This is a genomic window from Vibrio makurazakiensis, from assembly GCF_050337375.1.
Taxonomy (GTDB): Bacteria; Pseudomonadota; Gammaproteobacteria; order Enterobacterales; family Vibrionaceae; genus Vibrio; species Vibrio makurazakiensis.
Genome location: NZ_JAKJSW010000060.1, coordinates 1 through 21913, shown reverse-complemented (window position 1 = coordinate 21913; position 21913 = coordinate 1). Strand labels below are relative to the sequence as shown.

Annotated in this window: 20 protein-coding genes and 2 pseudogenes; 10 read left to right on the top strand and 12 right to left on the bottom strand. The window is 38.5% G+C overall.

The features are described 5' to 3' along the window. The 11 genes from L4C33_RS09155 to L4C33_RS09105 form a co-directional block, all read right to left on the bottom strand. A partial coding sequence (locus L4C33_RS09155) for an acyltransferase family protein (protein ID WP_428812129.1) occupies positions 1-521 on the bottom strand: 521 nt, incomplete at its 3' end. Between the two features lie 47 nt (positions 522-568). Continuing rightward, positions 569-1786, bottom strand: a complete 1218-nt coding sequence (locus L4C33_RS09150; protein WP_428812128.1) for a glycosyltransferase family 4 protein — start codon at positions 1784-1786, stop codon at positions 569-571. Further along, on the bottom strand, positions 1786-2916 hold the full coding sequence (wecB, locus tag L4C33_RS09145; protein WP_428812127.1) for a non-hydrolyzing UDP-N-acetylglucosamine 2-epimerase: 1131 nt from the start codon (positions 2914-2916) through the stop codon (positions 1786-1788). Before wecB ends, L4C33_RS09150 begins: the two co-directional genes overlap by 1 nt. Then, positions 2913-3785 (bottom strand): dTDP-4-dehydrorhamnose reductase family protein, encoded by an 873-nt coding sequence (locus L4C33_RS09140; RefSeq protein WP_428812126.1) that lies wholly within the window; start codon positions 3783-3785, stop codon positions 2913-2915. Before L4C33_RS09140 ends, wecB begins: the two co-directional genes overlap by 4 nt. Then, positions 3785-4822, bottom strand: a complete 1038-nt coding sequence (locus L4C33_RS09135; protein WP_428812125.1) for a polysaccharide biosynthesis protein — start codon at positions 4820-4822, stop codon at positions 3785-3787. Before L4C33_RS09135 ends, L4C33_RS09140 begins: the two co-directional genes overlap by 1 nt. Before the next feature lie 56 nt (positions 4823-4878). Then, complete coding sequence (locus tag L4C33_RS09130) at positions 4879-6021, bottom strand: glycosyltransferase (protein WP_428812124.1); 1143 nt, start codon at positions 6019-6021, stop codon at positions 4879-4881. Positions 6022-6027: 6 nt separating this feature from the next. Further along, entirely contained in the window at positions 6028-6831 is an 804-nt protein-coding gene (locus L4C33_RS09125; RefSeq protein WP_428812123.1) for a methyltransferase domain-containing protein, read from the bottom strand. A gap of 31 nt (positions 6832-6862) precedes the next feature. Further along, the gene (locus L4C33_RS09120; protein ID WP_428812122.1) at positions 6863-8161 is read right to left on the bottom strand and encodes an ABC transporter ATP-binding protein; all 1299 of its coding nucleotides are present in this window, start codon (positions 8159-8161) and stop codon (positions 6863-6865) included. Next, positions 8151-8951 (bottom strand): ABC transporter permease, encoded by an 801-nt coding sequence (locus L4C33_RS09115; protein WP_428812121.1) that lies wholly within the window; start codon positions 8949-8951, stop codon positions 8151-8153. Before L4C33_RS09115 ends, L4C33_RS09120 begins: the two co-directional genes overlap by 11 nt. A 4-nt stretch (positions 8952-8955) precedes the next feature. Beyond that, positions 8956-10755 (bottom strand): glycosyltransferase family protein, encoded by a 1800-nt coding sequence (locus L4C33_RS09110; RefSeq protein ID WP_428812120.1) that lies wholly within the window; start codon positions 10753-10755, stop codon positions 8956-8958. Between the two features lie 12 nt (positions 10756-10767). Then, a complete protein-coding gene (locus L4C33_RS09105) occupies positions 10768-11997 on the bottom strand; it encodes a glycosyltransferase family 4 protein (protein WP_428812119.1) in 1230 nt (409 codons plus the stop codon). A gap of 644 nt (positions 11998-12641) precedes the next feature. On the opposite strand from L4C33_RS09105, the gene L4C33_RS09100 reads away from it, so the two are divergent. The 5 genes from L4C33_RS09100 to L4C33_RS09080 all read left to right on the top strand — a co-directional run bounded on the left by L4C33_RS09100 (position 12642) and on the right by L4C33_RS09080 (position 16855). Continuing rightward, on the top strand, positions 12642-13076 hold the full coding sequence (locus L4C33_RS09100) for a rhodanese-like domain-containing protein (protein WP_428812118.1): 435 nt from the start codon (positions 12642-12644) through the stop codon (positions 13074-13076). 85 nt (positions 13077-13161) lie between these two features. Then, complete coding sequence (gene secB / locus L4C33_RS09095; RefSeq protein WP_428812117.1) at positions 13162-13629, top strand: protein-export chaperone SecB; 468 nt, start codon at positions 13162-13164, stop codon at positions 13627-13629. Positions 13630-13754: 125 nt separating this feature from the next. Further along, the gene (gpsA, locus tag L4C33_RS09090; protein WP_428812116.1) at positions 13755-14783 is read left to right on the top strand and encodes an NAD(P)H-dependent glycerol-3-phosphate dehydrogenase; all 1029 of its coding nucleotides are present in this window, start codon (positions 13755-13757) and stop codon (positions 14781-14783) included. A gap of 85 nt (positions 14784-14868) precedes the next feature. Continuing rightward, a complete protein-coding gene (cysE, locus tag L4C33_RS09085) occupies positions 14869-15690 on the top strand; it encodes a serine O-acetyltransferase (RefSeq protein WP_428812115.1) in 822 nt (273 codons plus the stop codon). Positions 15691-15727: 37 nt separating this feature from the next. Further along, positions 15728-16855, top strand: a complete 1128-nt coding sequence (locus tag L4C33_RS09080; protein ID WP_428812114.1) for a murein hydrolase activator EnvC family protein — start codon at positions 15728-15730, stop codon at positions 16853-16855. Positions 16856-16876: 21 nt separating this feature from the next. Here L4C33_RS09080 and L4C33_RS09075 read toward each other — a convergent pair whose 3' ends face one another. Next, on the bottom strand, positions 16877-17521 hold the full coding sequence (locus L4C33_RS09075) for a TetR/AcrR family transcriptional regulator (RefSeq protein WP_428812113.1): 645 nt from the start codon (positions 17519-17521) through the stop codon (positions 16877-16879). 174 nt (positions 17522-17695) lie between these two features. On the opposite strand from L4C33_RS09075, the gene rfaD reads away from it, so the two are divergent. From rfaD to L4C33_RS09050, 5 genes and pseudogenes are all read left to right on the top strand, one after another. Further along, positions 17696-18637, top strand: coding sequence for an ADP-glyceromanno-heptose 6-epimerase (gene rfaD / locus L4C33_RS09070; protein ID WP_428812112.1), 942 nt, complete (start codon positions 17696-17698; stop codon positions 18635-18637). Positions 18638-18697: 60 nt separating this feature from the next. Next, positions 18698-19732: pseudogene (locus tag L4C33_RS09065) on the top strand (glycosyltransferase family 4 protein); the annotation flags it as partial. Between the two features lie 69 nt (positions 19733-19801). Next, the gene (locus L4C33_RS09060) at positions 19802-20392 is read left to right on the top strand and encodes an acyltransferase (protein ID WP_428812130.1); all 591 of its coding nucleotides are present in this window, start codon (positions 19802-19804) and stop codon (positions 20390-20392) included. Between the two features lie 11 nt (positions 20393-20403). Further along, positions 20404-21630 carry an O-antigen ligase family protein gene (locus tag L4C33_RS09055; RefSeq protein WP_428812111.1) on the top strand — a complete coding sequence of 409 codons (1227 nt, stop codon included), beginning with the start codon at positions 20404-20406 and terminating at the stop codon, positions 21628-21630. 96 nt (positions 21631-21726) lie between these two features. Then, positions 21727-21913: pseudogene (locus L4C33_RS09050) on the top strand (lipopolysaccharide heptosyltransferase II); the annotation flags it as partial.

Sequence of the window (21913 nt, the reverse complement as noted above, 5' to 3'; positions counted from 1 at the left end):
GCGCCGATCACCCCAGACCGAACCTTATACGTAGCCCATAATAATAATGGCCAAAATATATAAAATTGCTCTTCTATTCCTAAAGACCAAAGATGAAGTAACGGTTTACTTTCAGCTGCGACATCAAAGTAACCACTTTCTCCTAATAATATTAAGTTAGAGACAAAAAATGAACCTCCAACAATATGCTTTGATAACTGCTCAAATTCAGTGGGTAAATAAACTATCCAACCAATACAAAAAGAAAATACAAGCACGACTATTAATGATGGAAATATCCTATTAATTCTTCTAAAGTAAAAATCAGAGAATTTGAATACTCCACGTTCCAGATCCTTTAATATAATCGAGGTTATCAAAAATCCAGATATAACAAAAAATATATCCACACCAATAAATCCACCAGGAATTAATGATGGGAAAGCATGATAAATCACAACTAAAAGGACAGCAACAGCCCTTAAACCATCGATATCAGGACGATAAGATAAATGTTTATGGCTTACGATAGAATTATTCATAAATTGAAACTACATCAATCAGTTTTTAAAAAATTGTGGCAACATTATTAATCACTACAACAACCAGATTCCAAAGTGCTTAGTATGCTCCTTGTCGCGCTTTCTGTAGAAAACTTCTCTAACAAAAGCTGCCGTGACTTCCCCCCCATAGAACTCCGTAAGCTCTGACTCTTGGAAAGTCGCTTTGCAGATAAGAATAAACTCTCTTTTTCTAAAGTGCTATGACCAAACCCCGCTTTAGAATCATTGATTAAATCGGCCAAATCATTTCCTGGATTTAAGCATGCAAGTATTGGAAGCGAGTGTTTCATATAACCAAGTATCTTACCTGGATAGTGATTCACCGTGTGGGACTCTGCTAAACTTACCATTCCGACATCGACTTGCGTCAATATCCCTTCATAGGCACTTTGCTCAACAGATGGTAGGTAATCAACATTTTTTAACTCATGTTCTTTGCAATAGCCAAGCAAATTTACGGTGCAATCTCCCTGGCCAACAAATAGAAAATGAACTTCAGGGATAGATTCCATTCGCTTAGCTAATGCTAACAAATTAAAGACATCTTGCGYATGACCAATATTTCCACCGTAAAAAAATATAACTTTATTAWCTATCCCCAACTCACTCCTAATATCTCCTATAGAGAAAGCATTATCACTTAGATTGTGATTTGCCCAGTTTGGCAAAATACTTAATTTATGGTACTCGGGATAGAATGATTTAAAATGATTTAACGTTGACTGAGACATCAGCCCAATTTGGTCGGAGGTTCTATAGTTAAGTCTTTCGAAATAGCGGAAATATTTCGCTATTATTGATTTTTCCTTGATTATCCCTTCATCTATAGCCCACATTGGAAATATATCCCTCAATACAAGATATATATAAGGGTTTTGCTTTTTTTTTATCCAATACATTAAAGGGCCAAAAAATATCGTTGGTGAGTAGTTTATACACAGGTCAAGAGGGTAATCCTTTATTTTATCATTTATAGCCATCCATGCTCTAAATGATAACAATGTCTCATTTAGAGCCCTTTGAATGTATCCATTACCTCTTAATAAACCACTTTTAAATCTCCAGACCTCAACACCGTCACAAAAACAGACGCTTAAAAGCGTCTGTTGTTCTGGGTGTCCAGGAGTGATAACTATAACTTCATTTCCCAACGATTTTAACTCTAATGCTAACTCATGAAGCATTTTTGCATGAACACGCGTACTTTCAGGCAAATAGTCGTCAGAAAATATAGCAATTTTCACTAAGACTTTCTCCAAGTGACTCTATTTACAAAGTCTGTATAGCTTACAATTGTGCGTAAAACTTTATCTGATACATTTGGTGCCATATAGTTTTCAACTTTACGGATCAGCCTCTCTTGGCCTCTTGGTTGATCTTCTAAAATGTCAACAGCTTGTAGAATCCTTTCTACACTCATCCCCGTAAACATAACAGCACCTTCTTCAAACCCTTCAGGTCGCTCTTGTGCCTCACGGATATTAATCGCGGGGAAGTTCAAAATCGAAGACTCCTCAGTAATTGTCCCACTATCGCTCAAAACGACCTTTGCCAATGTTTGCAGTTTAATGTAATCCGTAAAGCCAAGTGGCTTCATCAGACGAACCAAAGGGTGGAACTTTAAGTTGAGTTGTTCAATTTTCTTTCTTGTACGCGGGTGAGTGGAAACAATTATCGGAAATTGATATTTGTCAGCCAACTTATTTAACACGTCAACATATGAAAATATATTTCTCTCCGAGTCTACATTTTCTTCTCGATGAACACTAACAAGAAAATACTTCTCTTCTTCCAATTGTAATTGTTCTAAAATAATAGATTGACCGATCTTGTCTTCATAGTGCGCAAGCACTTCATCCATAGGAGAACCAGTTTTAACAATTAGATCTGGACTAATACCTTCTTGAATTAAATAATCCCGAGCAATATCACTGTAAGGTAAATTTACATCAGATATATGATCAACAATCTTTCTATTTATCTCTTCGGGAACTCTCAAATCAAAACATCTATTTCCCGCTTCCATATGAAAAATAGGAATTTTTTTACGCTTTGCCGATATAGCTGCCAACGCACTATTAGTATCACCTAATATCAAAAGCGCATCTGGTTTAATGTCCACTAACATCTTGTCTGATTTACTAATAACTTGAGCCATCGTATCTGCAGCACTAACCCCTGCACACTCAAGAAAAACATCAGGAGACCGTATACCTAAATCATCAAAGAATATTTGATTAAGTTCATAATCGTAGTTCTGACCTGTATGCACAAGAGTATGCTCACAATACTGATCCAGCTTAGCTATAGTTCTCGACAACCTTATTATTTCAGGTCGTGTGCCTACGATTGTTACTACTTTTAATTTACTCATTTTTTATACCTTTTCGTATAATCGATATGCATATGTTGTATAAGTTCATTCCAACTAGGCACATTATAACCAATTTCATTTCTTAGACGTGAAGAGTCAAGTGACCTATCTATTATCAAATCTTCAGATTTAATAATTTTAATATCGAAATTATAATTTTCAGATACTAACTCTAATAAAGAAAGTTTATCGATAGGGTTGACGGACAAATGATATAGACCACATAGATCTCTATTTGGCAGAATTTTTTCTGCCAACAATTTAGCAATGTAACATGTTGGAAGACCTGAAAAAATTGCTTTCGAAAAGCCATTTACTTGTTTTTTCTGGTTTAAGAACCAATCCACTAAACTGACTGAGGAATTCAGCTCATGCCCAATAATTGATGTACGGAGAGTCAAATGAGGTCTGTAATCGACTTCTCCTAAGCACTTTGATTTACCGTAAAGGTCTATAGCATCAGGAAGGTCATTTTCCTGGTAAAGTCCTGCTTTACCGGTAAAGACGCAGTCTGTAGAAAAGTGTACCAATTTAGCAGATATCTTATCGCAGAGCTGAGCTAGCTTATGTGGTAATAGTGAATTAATTTCTATAGCATTAGTATGTTTTTTAGATGCGTCATATTGTTTAATTAAACCAATACAGTTGATAACAACACTAGGCTGAATATTTTCAATTGCTTGAGCTAAACTAGAAAAGTTATTAATATCAATGTCAAAGACTAAATTATCTAGATAATTAGCAAAGAAGCTCTCTTTTCCTCGAATATTTCTTACGGTACCAAAAACCTCATAATCATCCTGATCAGACAAATTACTAAATAAGCTATAACCGAGCATCCCTGTAGCACCGACTACCAAAACCCTCATTACACACCTTCCGGAACTATAACATTTCCATTTTCTATTTCTCGGATGAAATCAAGCTTTCTCAAAAGCTCAACCATACCTTCAACATCCAACCTTTCAGTATTATGTGAATTATAGTCTTCAATCTCTGAAAGGTCTTTTTCACCTTCTTCGAAAAATTTTGAATAGTTCAAGTCACGGTTATCAGCCGGCACCCTATAGTAATCCCCTTGCTCTTGAGCTATAAACATTTCCTCACGGCTACAAAGAGCTTCATACGCCTTTTCGCCATGCCTCGTACCAATCACATCAACCTGATGTTCTGGCTTACCCAAAATCTTTAACAATGCTTTAACAAGCACATCAATTGTCGCTGCGGGAGCTTTCTGAACAAAAATATCTCCGTTTTGACCATTTTGAAATGCATGTAGCACTAGATCAACTGCATCATCCAAAGTCATCATAAAACGAGTCATCATAGGATCTGTGACAGAGATAGGTTGGTCGCCTAGTACCTGCCTAATAAACAATGGAATAACTGAACCTCGAGAAGCCATAACATTACCATAGCGAGTACAGCAGATTGTCGTTTTGGTATGCTCTAAGTTTCTACTTTTGGCGACAATAACTTTCTCCATCATCGCCTTAGAAATCCCCATTGCGTTGATTGGATAAACAGCTTTATCTGTACTTAAGCATACAACCCTTTCGACTTCATGAAAAATAGCTGCTTCTAGTACATTTTCAGTACCGACTACGTTAGTTTTTACAGCCTCTAAAGGATAAAACTCACATGAGGGGACTTGCTTAAGAGCCGCAGCGTGGTAAACATAGTCGACATCTCTCATGGCATTAGAAATACTTTGGTAATCTCGCACATCCCCAATGTAAAACTTTAGCTTATCCGAATTAAAATGCTTACGCATATCATCTTGTTTTTTTTCATCTCTTGAAAAGATCCGAATTTCTTTTATATCTGTATTCAGAAATCTTCGTAGAACAGCATTACCGAAGGAGCCTGTGCCTCCAGTTATCATTAGTATCTTATTTTTAAACATTTTCGTTCTCCAAACTGCTTGTATAATAGTTACTATTAGCAAACAATAGAATAGTTCTAATTTATCGTTATACTTTTAGGCATAATGTCTACCGATGGGTGTAAAGCCCACCGGTATACCTGTTCATATTCTTTAGCTATATTTGTCCATAGAAAGCGGCTTTCTGCATACTCTATGGCACTTAGCCTCATATTAATAAGTTCATCTTTATCTAAACTGATGGCTTCATGAAGCGCTTGAGCTATCTTCTCCTGATTACACTCCACAGACCAACCTATCTTTTTAATAGGTAACTCTCCCCACGGCATTTCGGTCGTAGTTATGGAAGGCAAACCAGAGAACAAAGCTTCTGCTACCGTAATTCCAAAATTTTCGCTATAACTTGGTAATATATATATTGATGCGTTAGAAAAAGCTGACCATCGTTGCTCTGCAAAACTTGGCTCTATAAACTTAACATCTTCATTAAGGCCCAGCTTCGACACTAAGCTTTGTAGGCTATGCTTATAAGCATCATCGCCGTAACCTTGAACATGTAGCTTATAACCCTGCCTGTTTTCAAGTGACTTCCATGACCTGACAAGTAATTCAATCCCTTTTTTTCGATCTAATCGAGAGAAATACAGCACTACCTTATCACGTTCAATATTGGTTGCTGCTACTCGATTATAACCATCCAATACAACACCATTTGAAATAACGGCAATAGCCCCATCTAAGCCCAAAGCCCTTAAGTTATTTCTTTCTTGCTCTGAATTAACAATCAATAAATCTGCGCTAGCAAGTATTTGTTTCTGGTAAAGATGCCATGCAAATTTTTTTTTAAACCCTTTTGAATGGAACGCCCAAGGCTCAAGAGCTCCGTGCGGGCTAATGATCACTTTGGCGCCTTGTCGTTTAGCTAAAAGAACAGAAAAAAACTCAAAAGGAGTCCATATCCCATGAATATGGACTAAGTCACCAATTGCTGACTTAGGTATACATAAAGCCCCAAAAACACCTCGGCCAACAGATAGAGAGTTCTTAATTTTTTTATCTGGTTCTATCGCACAAACAAGATTAGAAATGCCAAAAGCAGCCTCTAACTCCGTATGTAATGGAAGCGCTACAGCGGCTATACCGCCACCTTGCATCGATGGGTCTTTTACAATTGTAGTGCACTTGAACTGATCTATTTTGTCGTTTTTTATACCCATCATGCAGACTTACTGAAAGAATTTAGACAGGAGTTTATAAATAGATTTACTTTTAATTTGATTCAGCTCTTCAGTTACTGCTACTAAATTGTTTTTTACAATCGTAAGCTCATTTGTAAGGTCTACCTTATGAGATAAAACCTTTTCTAATTCGATTTCAGAAGGCAAAGGGCGACGAATATCGGAAAAGCTTTGAGGTTGATCAACTTTCAAATCATATTCAAAGTTTCGAATTGCATAAAACGCACCATACACCTCCTCCAACGGCTCACCATTGTAGTCTTTGTCATGATAAGTTTCACAAATGTAGAAGTCCCAAAGTGGAGATAAATCCTTAGGTAACCACCCTGATTTATGTTCTTGCATTTCTGCACCACCAAGTCCCCAACCATCTTTTTCTCCATGCTCGATATGCTGCGGCATAAAGCCCAAAGGAGTAAAGAGAACAATTTGAAGTCTTGCTACTCGTTCCATCTCAATGACGACCTTTTCACCTTCTTCTTTTTCAAGATGTTCTATAACGTCGATAAGAAAAATACTGTCTACAGAGTTATCTTGTAATTGCATTAATGCCTCAAGAGCCCCTGTTTTAAGAACTAATACACTTTTATCGCCTTGATGCCTGTATGTCAAAACATCTGCATATTCTTGCCACGGTTCAATCATAAAGTGTAGAGCTGGCCTAAAATAATTGATGGGAGCGATTCCACATCCAATATCTAGAACCACATCTGTTTTTTTAACTTTAGATTCAATCGCTCTCGTTAACTCATCTGCAGAGTCAAAGTAAAACGTACTTTCATTTGTGGTCATTATTCATTCCTAGTTTGTAAGACTAATATACTTAAATGTTGTTAGTGGCTCGTACCCACTCAATTTTTTCAATGGGAACTGTAAACATTACCCCACTATCGATATCTGCAATCGAACTAAATACTACCGCTTCATGGATCCAGTGATGTTGAATGTGTTTTTGAGGTGTTCCGCTAGCAATAGCCACAGCTATACTATAAGTTCCGGGCGAAAATTTCGGCATTGTGAAACTAAAATTAACTTCACCTGATTCGCCAGTAGCCATACTCCCAAAATCATTTAAAGTCTTATTAAAAGTGTTATCTCCAAAAAGATATTGGCCTAACCTATCTTTGACGATAAATCCAACAATAATTGACTCTAAATCAACATAAGCTTTGAAAGATACTCGTAACTTAACTTCAGTTTGACTATCGATTGAGGCAATTTCGTTATCATAACGATCAGTCAGTATACATTTTTCCATGTAAGCACCGCCGTCTCCAAACGAACGGGAACTAACTTCTTTTCCTTTGTCTGAGCCTTCGGAAGGGGAAGAAGACACGCTTCCCGTACCTTGTCCAGTATGCTCTTGGTGCAGAAAAGATAAGTATTCTTCACACACCGATTTCGGATTGCCAGATGCGACAACTTCTCCTTTATGAAGCCAAATCACCCGGTCACAAAAATTGATCATTGCACTGGTATCATGACTAACAAAAAAGATTGAACCCTTTTCCTTAAATTTCTTTAGAAATCGCATACACTTCTGCTGAAAGTGAGCGTCCCCTACAGCAAGAGCTTCATCAATAACCAAAATATCTGCATCAATATTCGCGATTACACTAAATGCCAACCGAACATACATACCACTCGAATATGTTTTTACCGGCTGATCTATATGCTCTCCTATCTCAGAGAACTCAATGATACTGTCCAATCGCTCTTCAATTTCACTAGAGCTAAGTCCGTACATCGAGGCATTTAGGTATACGTTTTCTCTGCCTGAATATTCAGGATTAAAACCAGCACCTAGCTCTAGTAAAGCCGCGACACGCCCTTGCGTGGATGTTGAACCGCTTGTAGGCGCTAAAGTTCCACAGATTACTTGTAGAAGAGTTGATTTTCCCGAGCCGTTTTGACCGATAATTCCTAGAGTTTCATTTTTTCTTAGTTCAAGAGATACATTTTTCAACGCCCAAAACTGATTACTTTCCTCACTCTGAATCATTTCATAATTGTTTTTTTTAAAGTGACTAGATATTACTCGCTTCAAACAATGATGAGGTTTCTCGTATAAAATATAACCTTTACTGATTTCACTTGCGTTAATAACTACATTAGAGGACATCTGAAAAGCCTTTTTTAACTATTTTGAACCACATTAGACCCAATACAAATATCGCAATTGAGATGACACTATAAATAAATGCATGGGTTAAGTTAGGAAGTTCTCCTAATATAACAACACCTCTAATTTGTTCTACAACCAACGTAATTGGGTTCAGATACAATAGATCTCTGTACTTTTCGGGCACATTCTCCAGAGGAAAAAGTACAGGAGAAGCAAACATTGCAATAGTAGCAATCAAGCCAGATATTTGACTAAGGTCTCTAAAATACACTCCTAGCGAGCTAAATATAAAACTAATTCCTAACAACAAGATTAAGAATGGAATCAGAATAAGTGGTGTTAATAATGCGTAAATACTAATATCGCCATTAACTCCAATTTGCATCAACACCACCAAAACCATTCCTAAGGAAAAATTCACAATAGCACTGAGTAACGGAGTTAACGGAAGAAGTTCTAAAGGAAAAACAACTTTTTTTACGTAAGCCGGATTAGATGTTATTAATGTTGGTGCTCTCGTGATAAATTCAGAAAACAAACCATGTACTAAGATCCCTGTGAACAGTAGCAAGATAAAATTGTGACCAGAAGTGTCACCTACCCCCCACCGCATTTTAAACACCGCAACAAAGACAAAAGAGTAAAGTGCTAGCATTAGCAATGGGTTAATCATAGTCCATGCAAGGCCTAATGCACCAGATTTATAGCGAGCAGTAAAATCTCTAACCATCAATTGCTTCAATAGTGCTCTACTATTTTTTACATTTTTAATCATAGATATTGGCATAGCACTACTCTTTATTTTCGAAAACAAGCTCATAGCTTATGTTAATTTTAGAAAGCTCTTTTCCTAAAATTAAAGGGTCGGGGCATATATTTGAGTCAATAAAAACAATTGGATTTATTTCTTTCGACAAAAGGCATTCTCGCAATATATGATCCACACCCATAGAGACACTGGATTTAATAAAGACCACATCACTTTCATTTATATTTAACTCACTATTAAAGCAAAACTCCTTGATATTAGGAGAGTCTTTACATGTAAATACTAATGCTACTAGTTTATCCTTATCCTTATCCTTATCCTTATCCTTATCCTTATCCTTATCCTTAACGATCTGACGCAACCTTTCCACTTCTTCAACATAATAATCGATCTCTATATAGAATCGCTTAAAAGGAGGAACTTGTGATATAACATTCAGCCTTAGCCACTTTTTTATTTTATATAGAAAGCTGCGAATATTAATAACCTTAGCGTACAATTTATACTGTATTGAAGCTTCCTTTCTGCTTAAAATAGATTTTTCTAGATTTTTAAATCCTTCACTATTAGGGGCTAAGTAATGCTGCGTTAACCCGGACTCTTTGAGTAAAGAATCACTACAAATAAAACGAGAAAAACATTCTCGCATTGACTTAAGGGTAAAATCAGCCTTAAAAGCGCTTTGTGCATTCTGAGCATATTGCTTATATTGCGTCGCTTTAGTTACTAAGCATTCAATTTCGTTATAGAGAGCAGTAGGTAGTTGTGAGCATACAGCTATGCCGCATTTCCTTTCCGCTATGTACCTTGTAGGTGAAGCATATTGCGGCCCATGGAATACGATTGGTTTCCCGGCAGCAAGATACAGGACAAACTTACTAGGGAAACTCAAACTTGAGACCTCTTTGAGCTTACTATCAAAAGGATATGGACAATACAAAATATCGCATAGTGATAAAATTGAAACTGCTTCGCGTTGAGTTTTCCACCCCAGAAATTTAACATTTGAGCTAGCGTAATGACCCGGTGGTTTTTGTGGTCCCATAACAACGACTGATACTTTTTTACCCGCAATTTTCCAACGAGAGCAGTCAAGCATTTTAAGTAAACATTCCCATTCGGATGATGCGTAAAACTGGCCAGCCATTCCTATAAGGATACTATCGTCATTTGGGATATCAGTTTGTGGAGACTTTGCTAACTCAAATTGATGGGAAGCAATAATCGGCACCGCATCTACACCAAACTTGGTATTATATAACTCAGCCATAGGCTCCGATGCAGTTGCCACAAACTTGCTTGCTCTAATCGCTTCGTCAAACTTTAATTGTACGTTATTTTTTGTAATACCGTCGACTGCATGCGCATCTGCCCACCAACTAAATGGGTCCCATACATGTGTATGAAGCGAAACACCAATTCCTTTGGCTACTTCTTCTGCCATTCTTATTGTTGTTTGCCCTTGAAGCACAGCCCAAACGCGATCAACACCTTGAGATTTCCCGAACTCAATTGCATCTGATATTCGACTATCTACTATCGAATGCTCTATTAATCGCTCAGTCGTCAGAGTCACTAGATTAGATAACTTCTTAAGACTTCTCCTTTGAGGTAAAAAACTCCAATTTTCATTAGGTTTTGTTTCTATTCTCATTGGAATGTTTGCAAACTCCGGATTGAGTTCAATCTCAACAGAAGGGTTTGATACTATATAGAAGCAAATAGAGTCCTTAGGTAGAAACCGGACTAATGCAGATAAAACTAACCCAGCAGTAAGGTTTTCACACGGAGGTATATCAGAAATAAGTAGTATTTTCATCATATTACATTTAGGTTAAGAGTTACTGTACACGCGCTCATACAGCTCGAAACTAAGCTGGGCTTGCATTTTAATATCGTAATGTTTTTCAGCTAAATCACGAGATAATTTACCTCTAGCATCACACTCATGTGGATTCAAAGAAAGCCTTTCTATAGCTTTTGCCAATAACTCACTATCACCTATAGGTACAGATATACCAGCCTCTGGTGAAAAAGATACATTTTCTAAAGAAGTTGAATCAAACGATAATACTGGGCGACCACATGCCATAGCTTCAATGGCCATGAGGCCAAACGCTTCTGCCATAGAAGGCATTGCAAAAAAATCACAAGCGGCATATGCGTCCAACAGTAATTCTTCATCATTGGACCAACCAAATTCTATAATTTGATGCTTTCCGATAAACCTGTTGAAGAGTCCAACTTCTTGTAATGCTATAATGCATAAGTTGATTTTTGGATTAAGCAATTCAACAGCTTTTATAAACTCATTGACGCCTTTGAAAGGAGTTGAAGATGCTCTAATAAAAATCACAGTACGATCAGGAAAAACCCCTAGTTTTTCTCGGGCGGATTTTTTGTCTCTAGGCTTATACTTGTCAAGATCTAATCCGAAAGGGATTTGAGTGAAATTAAAATATTCTGAAAATGGAGAGTTCTGGGCCATATCAAGCATCCACTTTGAAGCTAAGACTACTTCAGCCTTAGTTTTCTTGTATATATCCCTTTTCCACTTAAACTGTTCTTTCGTACGATCTTTTCTCATTGAAAATGGGGTAGCTAGATTAGGGCAGTTACCACAGCCACTTTTCCACTTGTCGCACTCCATAGGATATATACAATGACCTGTCATGGGCCAAGGGTCATGCCATGTCCACACCGTTGGCTTCTTTCGAGATAAAAATGGTATTGCATCCATACTAAAAAAACCATCATGGATAATATGCAAATGCACAAGATCTGCACTTTTTATTTCGTCATGATAAGGAAGAGCCCACGAATGCGGATGAAGTTTTGCGTGTAGAGAAAAACGTTGCTCTAAAAGGTTAATACCTCGTGTAATCTGTCTACTGCCTGGATATGAGAAAGCTTGATGCACAAAATCAGCGTTAGATTGCTTGTTCCAATACACTAACTGACTAGTTTCAACTCCGAGCTTACTTAAATGGGGCTTTAAATCATACCCATTAAAACGCCTACCGATGAGATCTCCAGAGTTAACATGTGTTACTTTTATTGCCACATTATTCCCTTTAAATAAAACTACATATTAAACATGCAAGTATTAGAAGAGGGGAATCCCCCCCCTTCTACTTGTTAAGACGGCTATTAACAAACAAGGCCATTAATAATTTTCAGCTCACACTTTAGCATAATCGGTAAATTAGAACCGTGGACTAAACACAGCATACCCGATGCTAACCACAATTAAGTGACAAAGAATTTCAAGATAGCTTTGCTACACTGAACTTATGGAAATGTCGGGCATAGCTCCCAAACCACATACAAACGTGTAAACACCATCGCCAATTCGTTAATGATTTGAAATGAGCTAATAGAAATGAGTTTTATATTTATATAAAGTTACGATTAGTATTTCGATAAAACACAAGCTTACTTCCACGCTACCGCCCTTTGATATTAAGGCGAATCACACTAGCCATGCCATTATTCTTTTGTATTCACATCACTTTAACCGACGTATTATCCATAATGTGTGTAGGGAAGCAAAGTTTTTGTCAATTTTAGGTGCTCATAGAGCACATAAAGTTCCTATAGGCCTTATAAATTTTGAACATAAATCCGCGTACTATATACATCGTCTTACCGTTCTAGCTATACTTCAGTTTGATCATTTTTGGCCCCATATATAATAGAGTGCAGAACATGCAAGAATACGTAGCATTTTTTCAAGAGAACATGATTCTCGCAGTTGTTTGGATTGGTCTAGTTGTCGCTATCGTGATGAACATAGTAAAGACTTCAACAGCCGCTTATAAAGAAATCACGGCAGCTCAAACGACTCAGCTGCTTAACCGTGAGAACGGCATTGTGGTTGATATCCGAACTAAAGATGAGTTCAAAAAGGGCCATATTACTGACGCAGTTCACATTTTGCCGTCAGATATCAAAGCAGGTAACTTTGGTAGCCTTGAAAACCATAAAGCAGACCCAATCATTGTGGTATGCAAGACAGGTCAAACTGCGCAAGCAAGTGCAAACCTATTAGCAAAAGCTGGCTTTGAAAATGTTAGCCTAATGAAAAGCGGCCTTGTCGCTTGGAGTGAAGCAAACATGCCACTAGTGAAAGGTAAAAAGTAACTCATCGCAGATGAGCCTGTTATCTAGCTGAATTAAAACAGTACTGTTTAAATAGTACTTATGTAATATTTTTAAGGATTAAAAAATGGCTGAAGCAGCACAACAAGACGCACAACAAAACTTCGCAATTCAACGTATTTTCCTAAAAGACGTTTCTTTCGAAGCGCCTAATTCTCCAGACATGTTTCAAAAAGAGTGGAACCCAGATGTTAAGCTTGATCTTGACACTCAAAGTCGTGAACTAGGTGAAGGTGTTTACGAAGTTATTCTGCGTTTGACCGTTACAGTTAAGAATGCAGAAGACACAGCTTTCCTTTGCGAAGTGCAACAAGGTGGTATTTTCTCTGCTGCTGAAATGGAAGCGGGTCAACTAGCACACTGCCTAGGTGCATTCTGCCCGAACATCCTATTCCCATACGCTCGTGAAACTATTTCTAGCCTAGTTGTTAAAGGTACGTTCCCACAACTGAACCTTGCTCCAGTTAACTTTGATGCACTGTTCATGAACTACCTACAAAGCCAAGCTCAAGAAGCTGAAGGCGAGCAAGCGTAAAAACTAGATACTCACATATCTAACTTTAAAATGCACAAAGCGTCTTTACCTATAGATGCGATGTGCATTTTTTATTTATACTCGACCATTGTACGAATCAACTAAATAAGATATCAGGCGGAAGCATGACTACAACGAACAATGTCTACGGTAAAGAGATCACAATGACCGTAATTGGTGCTGGCTCATACGGCACTTCATTGGCGATATCTCTGGCTCGTAATGGTGCTAACATCGTCCTTTGGGGACACGACCCTAAACATATGGATCGTTTGCAAGCAGACCGCGCTAATCATGCGTTTTTACCTGATATCGATTTCCCTGAAAGCTTAATCATCGAGTCTGATTTAGAGAAAGCGGTACAATCTACCCGTGACATACTTGTCGTTGTCCCAAGCCACGTTTTTGGAACCGTGCTAACGAGTTTAGAGCCACACCTTAACGCAAACTCTCGTATCTGCTGGGCGACTAAAGGCTTAGAACCCGAAACGGGTCGAATGCTCAAAGATGTAGCGCATGACGTTATTGGCGACCAATATTCATTAGCCGTGCTATCAGGCCCTACATTTGCTAAAGAGCTAGCAATGGGGATGCCCACCGCGATTTCAGTTGCTTCACCTGATGACCAATTTGTTAACGACCTTCAAGAGAAAATCCACTGTAGCAAGACATTTCGTGTTTACGCCAATTCCGACTTCATTGGAATGCAACTTGGCGGCGCAGTGAAGAACGTCATCGCGATTGGTGCTGGTATGTCTGATGGTATTGGTTTTGGTGCGAACGCTCGAACTGCGTTAATAACGCGAGGCTTAGCAGAAATGACTCGGTTAGGCAGTGCTCTAGGAGCGCAACCTGAAACCTTCATGGGTATGGCTGGTTTAGGAGACTTAGTCTTAACCTGTACCGATAATCAATCCCGCAACCGTCGCTTTGGACTAGCACTAGGCTCAGGCAAAGATGTCGACACTGCGCAGGAAGAAATTGGCCAAGTAGTAGAAGGCTATCGCAACACGAAAGAGGTCTGGTTATTAGCGAATCGTATCGGCGTTGAGATGCCAATCGTTGACCAAATTTATCAAGTGTTGTATCAAGGTAAAGATGCCAACCTAGCAGCACAAGATTTATTGGCCCGTGACAAAAAATCGGAAAGATAGTCCACAGCTTAATGTAAGTAACTGTTGAGCTGTAATGGAATATGACTCATGCAATAAATAAAGAACGACTCCAAGGACAAGATAAATGAAACATTGTGAAAAGCTAAAGGTATGGCAAGCCATTGTACGTGAAGCTCGAGAGCAGTCCGAACAAGAGCCTATGCTCGCTAGTTTTTATCATGCCACGATCATTAATCATGACAGTCTTGGGGCTGCATTAAGTTATATTTTGGCTAATAAGCTAAAGACAGCGTCTATGCCCGCCATGGCTGTACGAGAGGTCGTAGAACAAGCATTTGTCCAAGACCCAAATATTATAGAAGCGGCAGCTTGTGATATTTGTGCGACAGTTACCCGAGATCCGGCAGTTGAGATGTATTCAATGCCTTTATTATATTTAAAAGGCTACCACGCACTGCAAGGATACCGAGTCGCAAACTGGCTTTGGAACCAAGGTCGTATAGCTCTTGCAACTTACCTTCAAAATCAAATATCCGTAGCTTGCCAAGTCGACATTCATCCTGCAGCCAAGATAGGTCGGGCCATCATGCTTGATCACGCAACAGGAATAGTGATTGGTGAAACTGCTGTTGTAGAAAATGACGTCTCAATTCTACAAGATGTAACGCTAGGTGGTACCGGAAAAGAAGGAGGAGATCGTCATCCTAAAATCCGTGAAGGTGTAATGATCGGAGCCGGAGCTAAGATCCTAGGTAATATAGAAGTTGGTGAAGGCGCTAAAATTGGTTCATGCTCAGTCGTTCTGCAACCCGTCCCTCCGCATACTACCGTTGCTGGTGTTCCAGCCAAAATTGTTGGAAAACCAAAGACTGACAAACCGTCTCTCGATATGGATCAGGGGTTCAACGGGAAATCACAAAACTTCATCCATGGTGATGGCATTTAGCGTCCACCCTTACTGCTTAATATAGGAAAATTGATTCGTGTCTTATAGAGAACAACAACGTAAGCATATCCTCTCTGCACTAACGTCTATTTTCCTATTAATTGGAACACTCCCAGCAATAGCGGCCTCTCAAAATGAACTTAAAGGCGTAAAGTCAGAGATTTCTCGACAAAAGCAAGATTTAACAGCTCAACAAAAAAAACTAGAACAACTGCAATCTTCTTTAAAAAAGCAAGAGCTTAGTATTGTCGGCCTCAATAAGGGCATTGCTGAAACAAAAGCACAGCTTTCTGCATCAAAAACAAACACCACTAACATTGAACACCAAATCAAAACCCTAACGACACAAAAGAAGCTTCAAACTGAGAGTTTAGAACAACTATTACAAACATATTACGTGACTCAACGTGCTAAAGCCCCTTCTCATATTTTAAATAGTGGGATTGAAGAAGATCGTATTAGCCAGTATTACCAACATTTAGCAAAAGCCCGTTCAGAAAAAATTACGCAGCTAGTGCATACACAGCAAAGTTTAGCAACTAGTCACAAGCAGCTTGAGCTTGAGCAGGAAAAAATCGCTAGCTTATTAAAACAACAAACAACTAAACGTAATCAATTAGCGAATACTCAATCGAAACGTAAGAAGACCGTCGGCAGTATTAAAAAGAATATAACTGGGGATAAGAGCTATCTTGCAGAGCTACAACGCAACGAAACACGCCTAAAATCTGAAATAGCCAAAGCAGCAAAACGAAATTCTATCCCAATGGATGGCTTAGCTAAGCGTAAAGGCCGCCTACCTTGGCCAATTAAAGGAGAAGTGCTGCATAACTACGGTACTCGCCAAACGGGTCAGGTAGATTGGAAGGGGATGGTCATTAACGCCAATTACGGGCAAGCGGTTAAAGCTGTTTATTCAGGGACCGTTGTTTTCGCTGAATACTTACGTGGCTATGGGTTAGTAGTCCTACTTGACCATGGCAAAGGTGATATGACTCTATATGGCTTCAACCAAGCATTAGCAAAAAAAGAAGGCGATAAGGTCTCTGCCGGAGAAACGATAGCACTAGCAGGCGATACTGGAGGCCAAACAAGACCATCACTTTACTTTGAGATCCGTAGAAATAGCCAAGCACAAAACCCCAAAAGGTGGTTAGTTAATTAAATAGCTTACCAAAAACTATAACTAAGCTGCTGCCCCGCTTAACGTTTTTACACCTTCTTCAAGCAAGTGCAACTGATCTAAGCCAATCTCAGTCGCGACAGGTTTAACTACAGCAATCATTTGTAGCATCCCCTTTTGAACAACCAACTCATTAATTTTAACTTTCGGCGACATCGCTGACTGATAAGCTAACCAACTAGAAGCAATTAAGTGCAAACTAACCACCAATGACTTCATATCACTTTCATTAACTTTCAACAGTTGCATTTCGACAAATGATCTCATGATGCTGACTAAGTTAGCTTGGAGTTTTTCTTGAACGGCTATGTAGTCCTCATGAAGCTTTTCATCTCGAGAAAGGATCTCTGGAAGGTTTGCATAGAAGAACCGATATTTCCACATTAAGGTAAATATGGAATCAAGGTAGTGCTTAAGAAGAGTTAAGCTTTCTTGCTGCCCTTGTACGGGCGTGAAGCGCTCAATAAGCTCTTCAGAGTATAGAGCAAATATTTCTCGGACAATTTCTTGTTTATTGCGGAAGTGATAATACAAATTCCCAGGGCTAATCTCGATATGCTCAGCAATATGATTGGTGGTAATCGCACGCTCACCATACTCATTGAATAGTTCAAGCGATGCGTAGACTATCTTGTCACGTGTTTTCATTCTTCACCCTCTACTAATGTTAATAAACAGTATATCGAGATTAACTAACAGAAGCGAGATGACTTACTATAACTCTAGTTAAAGCGTAACCGCCTGCAATTCTTGATTCCACTGGCTCTATATCGGCTTTACTTGTTATACTCAAGTCAATTTAAATCGAGAGGGTGAAACATTATGATCATCGTAACTGGTGGCGCTGGTATGATTGGCAGCAACATAGTAAAAGCACTAAATGAATCAGGCATCAACGATATTCTTGTGGTCGATAACCTTAAGAATGGTAGAAAATTTGCTAATCTAGTCGACTTAGATATTACCGATTACATGGATCGTGATGACTTTCTAACTCAAGTTATGGCTGGAGATGACTTTGGGCCGATTGAAGCTATTTTCCATGAAGGTGCCTGCTCAGCCACTACTGAGTGGGATGGTAAATATGTAATGCTCAATAACTATGAGTATTCTAAGGAATTACTTCATTACTGTTTAGAGCGTGAAATTCCATTTTTGTACGCATCTTCCGCAGCTACGTACGGGGAAACTGATACGTTCATTGAAGAACAACAATATGAAGGTGCGCTTAATGTTTACGGTTACTCAAAACAGCAATTTGATAACTACGTACGCCGCTTACAAACCGATGCCGAAGCTCATGGCGAATCCCTGTCTCAAATTACGGGGTTCCGCTACTTCAATGTATATGGTCCACGGGAGCAACATAAAGGTGGTATGGCTTCCGTCGCTTTTCATTTAAATAACCAAATGAATGCTGGTGAAAATCCAAAATTATTTGCTGGTAGCGAAACTTTTCAGCGTGACTTTGTATATGTAGGCGACGTAGCAGCGGTTAACCTTTGGTTTATGCAAAGTGGTGTTTCTGGTATTTTCAACCTTGGTACTGGCAATGCTGAATCTTTCCAAGAGGTTGCTAAAGCCGTTATCAAATATCACGGCAACGGTAAAATAGAAACCATCCCATTCCCAGAACATTTAAAGGGCGCCTACCAAGAATTTACTCAGGCTAACTTAACAAAACTACGTGCGACTGGTTGTAACCATAAGTTCAAAAGCGTTGCTGAAGGCGTTGCTGAATATATGGCAATTCAAAATAAATAACAAACTTTGCCTAACTAGTAACATTAACCGTTGGGCTAATCATAAACATAAAGGCTAACTGTGACTAAACCTGCTATTCTGCATATTTGTCTCTCCCAAGGTTGGGGGGGACTTGAAATGTACCCAATTCGTATTGGCAAAGAGTTTATCAACCATGGCTATAAAGTTTATGGACTTTGTGTGGCAGACTCTCAAGTTGCAAAGGGGATGCGAGAATCAGGTTTAGAAACATTCGAAGTAAAAAGTAAGGTTAGCCTTATTACGTCACAACTTTTTCAGCTTAATAAATGGCTTGATCAACGTGATATCAGAGTAGTTCACTGCCATAAGTCTGGAGACACCTTAATTTCAGCTCTGCTAAATAAATTTCAGCCTAGACGCTCACTGTTTACTGAACATATGGGCGTCACTCGCCCTAAAAAAGATCTTTATCACCAATGGGTTTATTCCCATATCGACCAGATACTGTCGATTAGTGATGAGACTTATCAACGTAATATTAAAGCTCTACCAGTTCCAACGACTAAAATTGAGCGGTTATGGCTAGGTACGCCAATTTCAGAAAATCCAATCGTCGATCAAAAGACTATCCACAATATCAAAACTGAGTTGAATATCCCTATAGACGCACCTGTTATTGGTAGTGTCGGTAGGGTTTGTTTAGGCAAAGGTCAGATGGAGTTACTCGAGGCCTTTAATCAGATCAAAAATGACTACCCTTCAGCGCAATTACTAATAGTTGGCGGCCTTGATGTATCAGAGGGTTCGGATAACTCATTTGTTGAAACTCTAAAAAGTAGAATCGTTGAATTACAACTGTCAAAACGAGTGCACTTAACTGGCTTTAGAAAAGACACAGAACGAATGTTTGCTGCGATGAACGTAGTTTGTTTACCTTATTACAATGAGGCATTTGGTTTAACAGCAATTGAAGCAATGTCTGCTCAAAAAGCAATTATTGGAGCTAACACGGGTTCTCTTCCAGAGATTCTTGAAGGTGTCGCTCTACTGTGCGACCCTCAATCGCCAACAAAAATTGCTGATTCAATAAAACGGTATCTTGATACCCCCCAACTTCTCGAGGATAATTCAAGCAGAGCCTACCAAAGAGCACTTAATGAGTTTTCGATGTCAACTCATATCCGTAAGCTTGCACAGCACTACATGAAGCCTAAAGATACCGTGAAAAACAATTCATCGTTAAAGCACCACCTTAGAAATAAGTTTCGCGTTGAAAAGTACAACCAAGTAAATATAAGCGATAAAGCAAAAGTTCGTGACTGTAAGATCTCAATCAAGGGCTCAAACAATCGATTAATCATCGAAGGTGGGGTTAATTTAAGAGGATCTTTTATTGAAATAGATGGTATTGGTTGTACTATTCACATATCAAAAGACTGTATCATTGGTGATAATTGCTACCTTTCAGCAAGAGAAAGAGGGATATCTTTGGTGCTTGGAGAAGGCTGTATGCTTTCGCGAAATATAAAACTAATGACAAGTGATGGGCATAATATTTCAAGAAAAAACCAGCGTATCAACCCTGCGAAATCAATCACAATAAGTAACCAAGTGTGGTTAGCCGATAGTGTTACGATATTAAAAGGGGTAACTGTTGGAGAAGGTTCTATTGTAGGGATTAATTCAACATTGACCAAATCTATAGGGCATAACCAAGTAGCAGTTGGAAACCCAGCTAAAGTAGTTATCAGCGAGACTTCTTGGCAACATGAACTGACTTTTAAACCTCAATAGAAGTAAATTAAATGCTCAAATGTACAAATGTAAGTGTCGCAAAACTCTCCATATTCTTCACTATCTTCCTTTTATTGTGGACGAAAAATTATAGCGTAGTAATTACTGGGATCACTGTACTTTACTCTATATATTATCTTTTTATAAATAAAGATAATATATCAATAAATAAAGTAGATTGGGTTGTTATTGGATCTTTAAGTGCTTACTTTATATCTAGCATTCCATTAGCAGTTATTGATTGGGGTAATTTCCGATATTTTAGAGGAGCCTCAAGACTCCTCCTTTGCCTGCCTCTGTACTTTATGTTGAAATCTACTATTACTAGTACTAATGCTAAAGAATACTACGCGCCTATAACTTGGGGAGTAATAGGTGGCTCAATAGGAGCATTGGGTATTGCATTATTCCAGTCGATTGTTGAAGGTCGCACAAGGGTTGATGGATTTTTATACAGCATTAATTTTGGTTATTTAGCCTGCGTACTCGCAGTACTATCTATCGCCCTTTTTAGAGACTCAAAATACAAAAAATTACTTATAATGAGCTTTATTTGTGCTACGGCAGCCACGCTAATGACATTGACTCGAGGGGCAATATTTACACTACCTTTAGTATCACTTTTGGGAGTATTTCTTACTCGACAATACCTAACAATTAAAACATCTTTTGTCGTGACAATCATTGTTGTTTTATCTATTACTAGCTTTTACAATTTTTCAACCCACTTTCAAAGTCGAATAAATTATACACTCCAAGAAGTTTCATACATCATGGCAGGAGATACTGAAAAAGCAGTATCTTCAGGTTCCCGAGTTCTTCTATGGGAAGCATCAATAGAGGCCTTTAAAAGCACCCCCCTATTTGGTTTAACCCACCCACAAAGAGAAAAGCTAAACAAAGAGTTAGCACTAAAGGACTCTAACTATGATTGGGTGGCAACAGTTTCAAGAGGGCATGCTCATAGCCAATATTTTGATATGCTAGCAAGTGGGGGCACATTTGGTATTATCGCTATAATATTTATGCTTTTTGTTCCTTTCATTTACTTTATTCGCCATCAAAAAACGTCTAAAGCTGCTTATATAGGTACTCTTTTTGTTGCTAGCTACATCCTAATCTGCCTTACTGAAGTAGCACTACAACAAAATCTAATCAGTACTTTTTATGGTTTTATGATTGCACTTTTATTTGCACTCACAAAAGCAGAGCTGAAAGATACACAAATTGACCAATAATTGAGTTATTTCACCTTGGGAAAATAGCTCAATGATAGATACTTCCATGTTGTGTTACCATTGAGCTAAGTTAGCGTAGGCAGGTAGTTTTATTTCATGAAAATTCTAATAATTGGTCCATCTTGGGTTGGTGACATGGTAATGTCCCAAAGCCTGTATACAACACTCAAGAACCAACACCCATCAGCCGAGATCGATGTCCTTGCTCCTGCGTGGTGCAAGCCGATTTTAGAAAGAATGCCTGAAGTAAACCAAGCATTGGAAATGCCCATCGGTCATGGTG

Bases quoted from the DNA above. Each gene is read 5' to 3' on its own strand.
- L4C33_RS09075 (WP_428812113.1), bottom strand. From the start codon at position 17,521: ATGAAAACACGTGACAAGATAGTCTACGCATCGCTTGAACTATTCAAT.
- gpsA (WP_428812116.1), top strand. From the start codon at position 13,755: ATGACTACAACGAACAATGTCTACGGTAAAGAGATCACAATGACCGTA.
- L4C33_RS09060 (WP_428812130.1), top strand. From the start codon at position 19,802: ATGAAGCCTAAAGATACCGTGAAAAACAATTCATCGTTAAAGCACCAC.
- L4C33_RS09100 (WP_428812118.1), top strand. From the start codon at position 12,642: ATGCAAGAATACGTAGCATTTTTTCAAGAGAACATGATTCTCGCAGTT.
- L4C33_RS09140 (WP_428812126.1), bottom strand. From the start codon at position 3,785: ATGAGGGTTTTGGTAGTCGGTGCTACAGGGATGCTCGGTTATAGCTTA.
- rfaD (WP_428812112.1), top strand. From the start codon at position 17,696: ATGATCATCGTAACTGGTGGCGCTGGTATGATTGGCAGCAACATAGTA.
- L4C33_RS09055 (WP_428812111.1), top strand. From the start codon at position 20,404: ATGCTCAAATGTACAAATGTAAGTGTCGCAAAACTCTCCATATTCTTC.
- L4C33_RS09115 (WP_428812121.1), bottom strand. From the start codon at position 8,951: ATGCCAATATCTATGATTAAAAATGTAAAAAATAGTAGAGCACTATTG.
- L4C33_RS09125 (WP_428812123.1), bottom strand. From the start codon at position 6,831: ATGACCACAAATGAAAGTACGTTTTACTTTGACTCTGCAGATGAGTTA.
- L4C33_RS09110 (WP_428812120.1), bottom strand. From the start codon at position 10,755: ATGATGAAAATACTACTTATTTCTGATATACCTCCGTGTGAAAACCTT.
- L4C33_RS09120 (WP_428812122.1), bottom strand. From the start codon at position 8,161: ATGTCCTCTAATGTAGTTATTAACGCAAGTGAAATCAGTAAAGGTTAT.
- wecB (WP_428812127.1), bottom strand. From the start codon at position 2,916: ATGAGTAAATTAAAAGTAGTAACAATCGTAGGCACACGACCTGAAATA.
- cysE (WP_428812115.1), top strand. From the start codon at position 14,869: ATGAAACATTGTGAAAAGCTAAAGGTATGGCAAGCCATTGTACGTGAA.
- L4C33_RS09130 (WP_428812124.1), bottom strand. From the start codon at position 6,021: ATGATGGGTATAAAAAACGACAAAATAGATCAGTTCAAGTGCACTACA.
- secB (WP_428812117.1), top strand. From the start codon at position 13,162: ATGGCTGAAGCAGCACAACAAGACGCACAACAAAACTTCGCAATTCAA.
- L4C33_RS09135 (WP_428812125.1), bottom strand. From the start codon at position 4,822: ATGTTTAAAAATAAGATACTAATGATAACTGGAGGCACAGGCTCCTTC.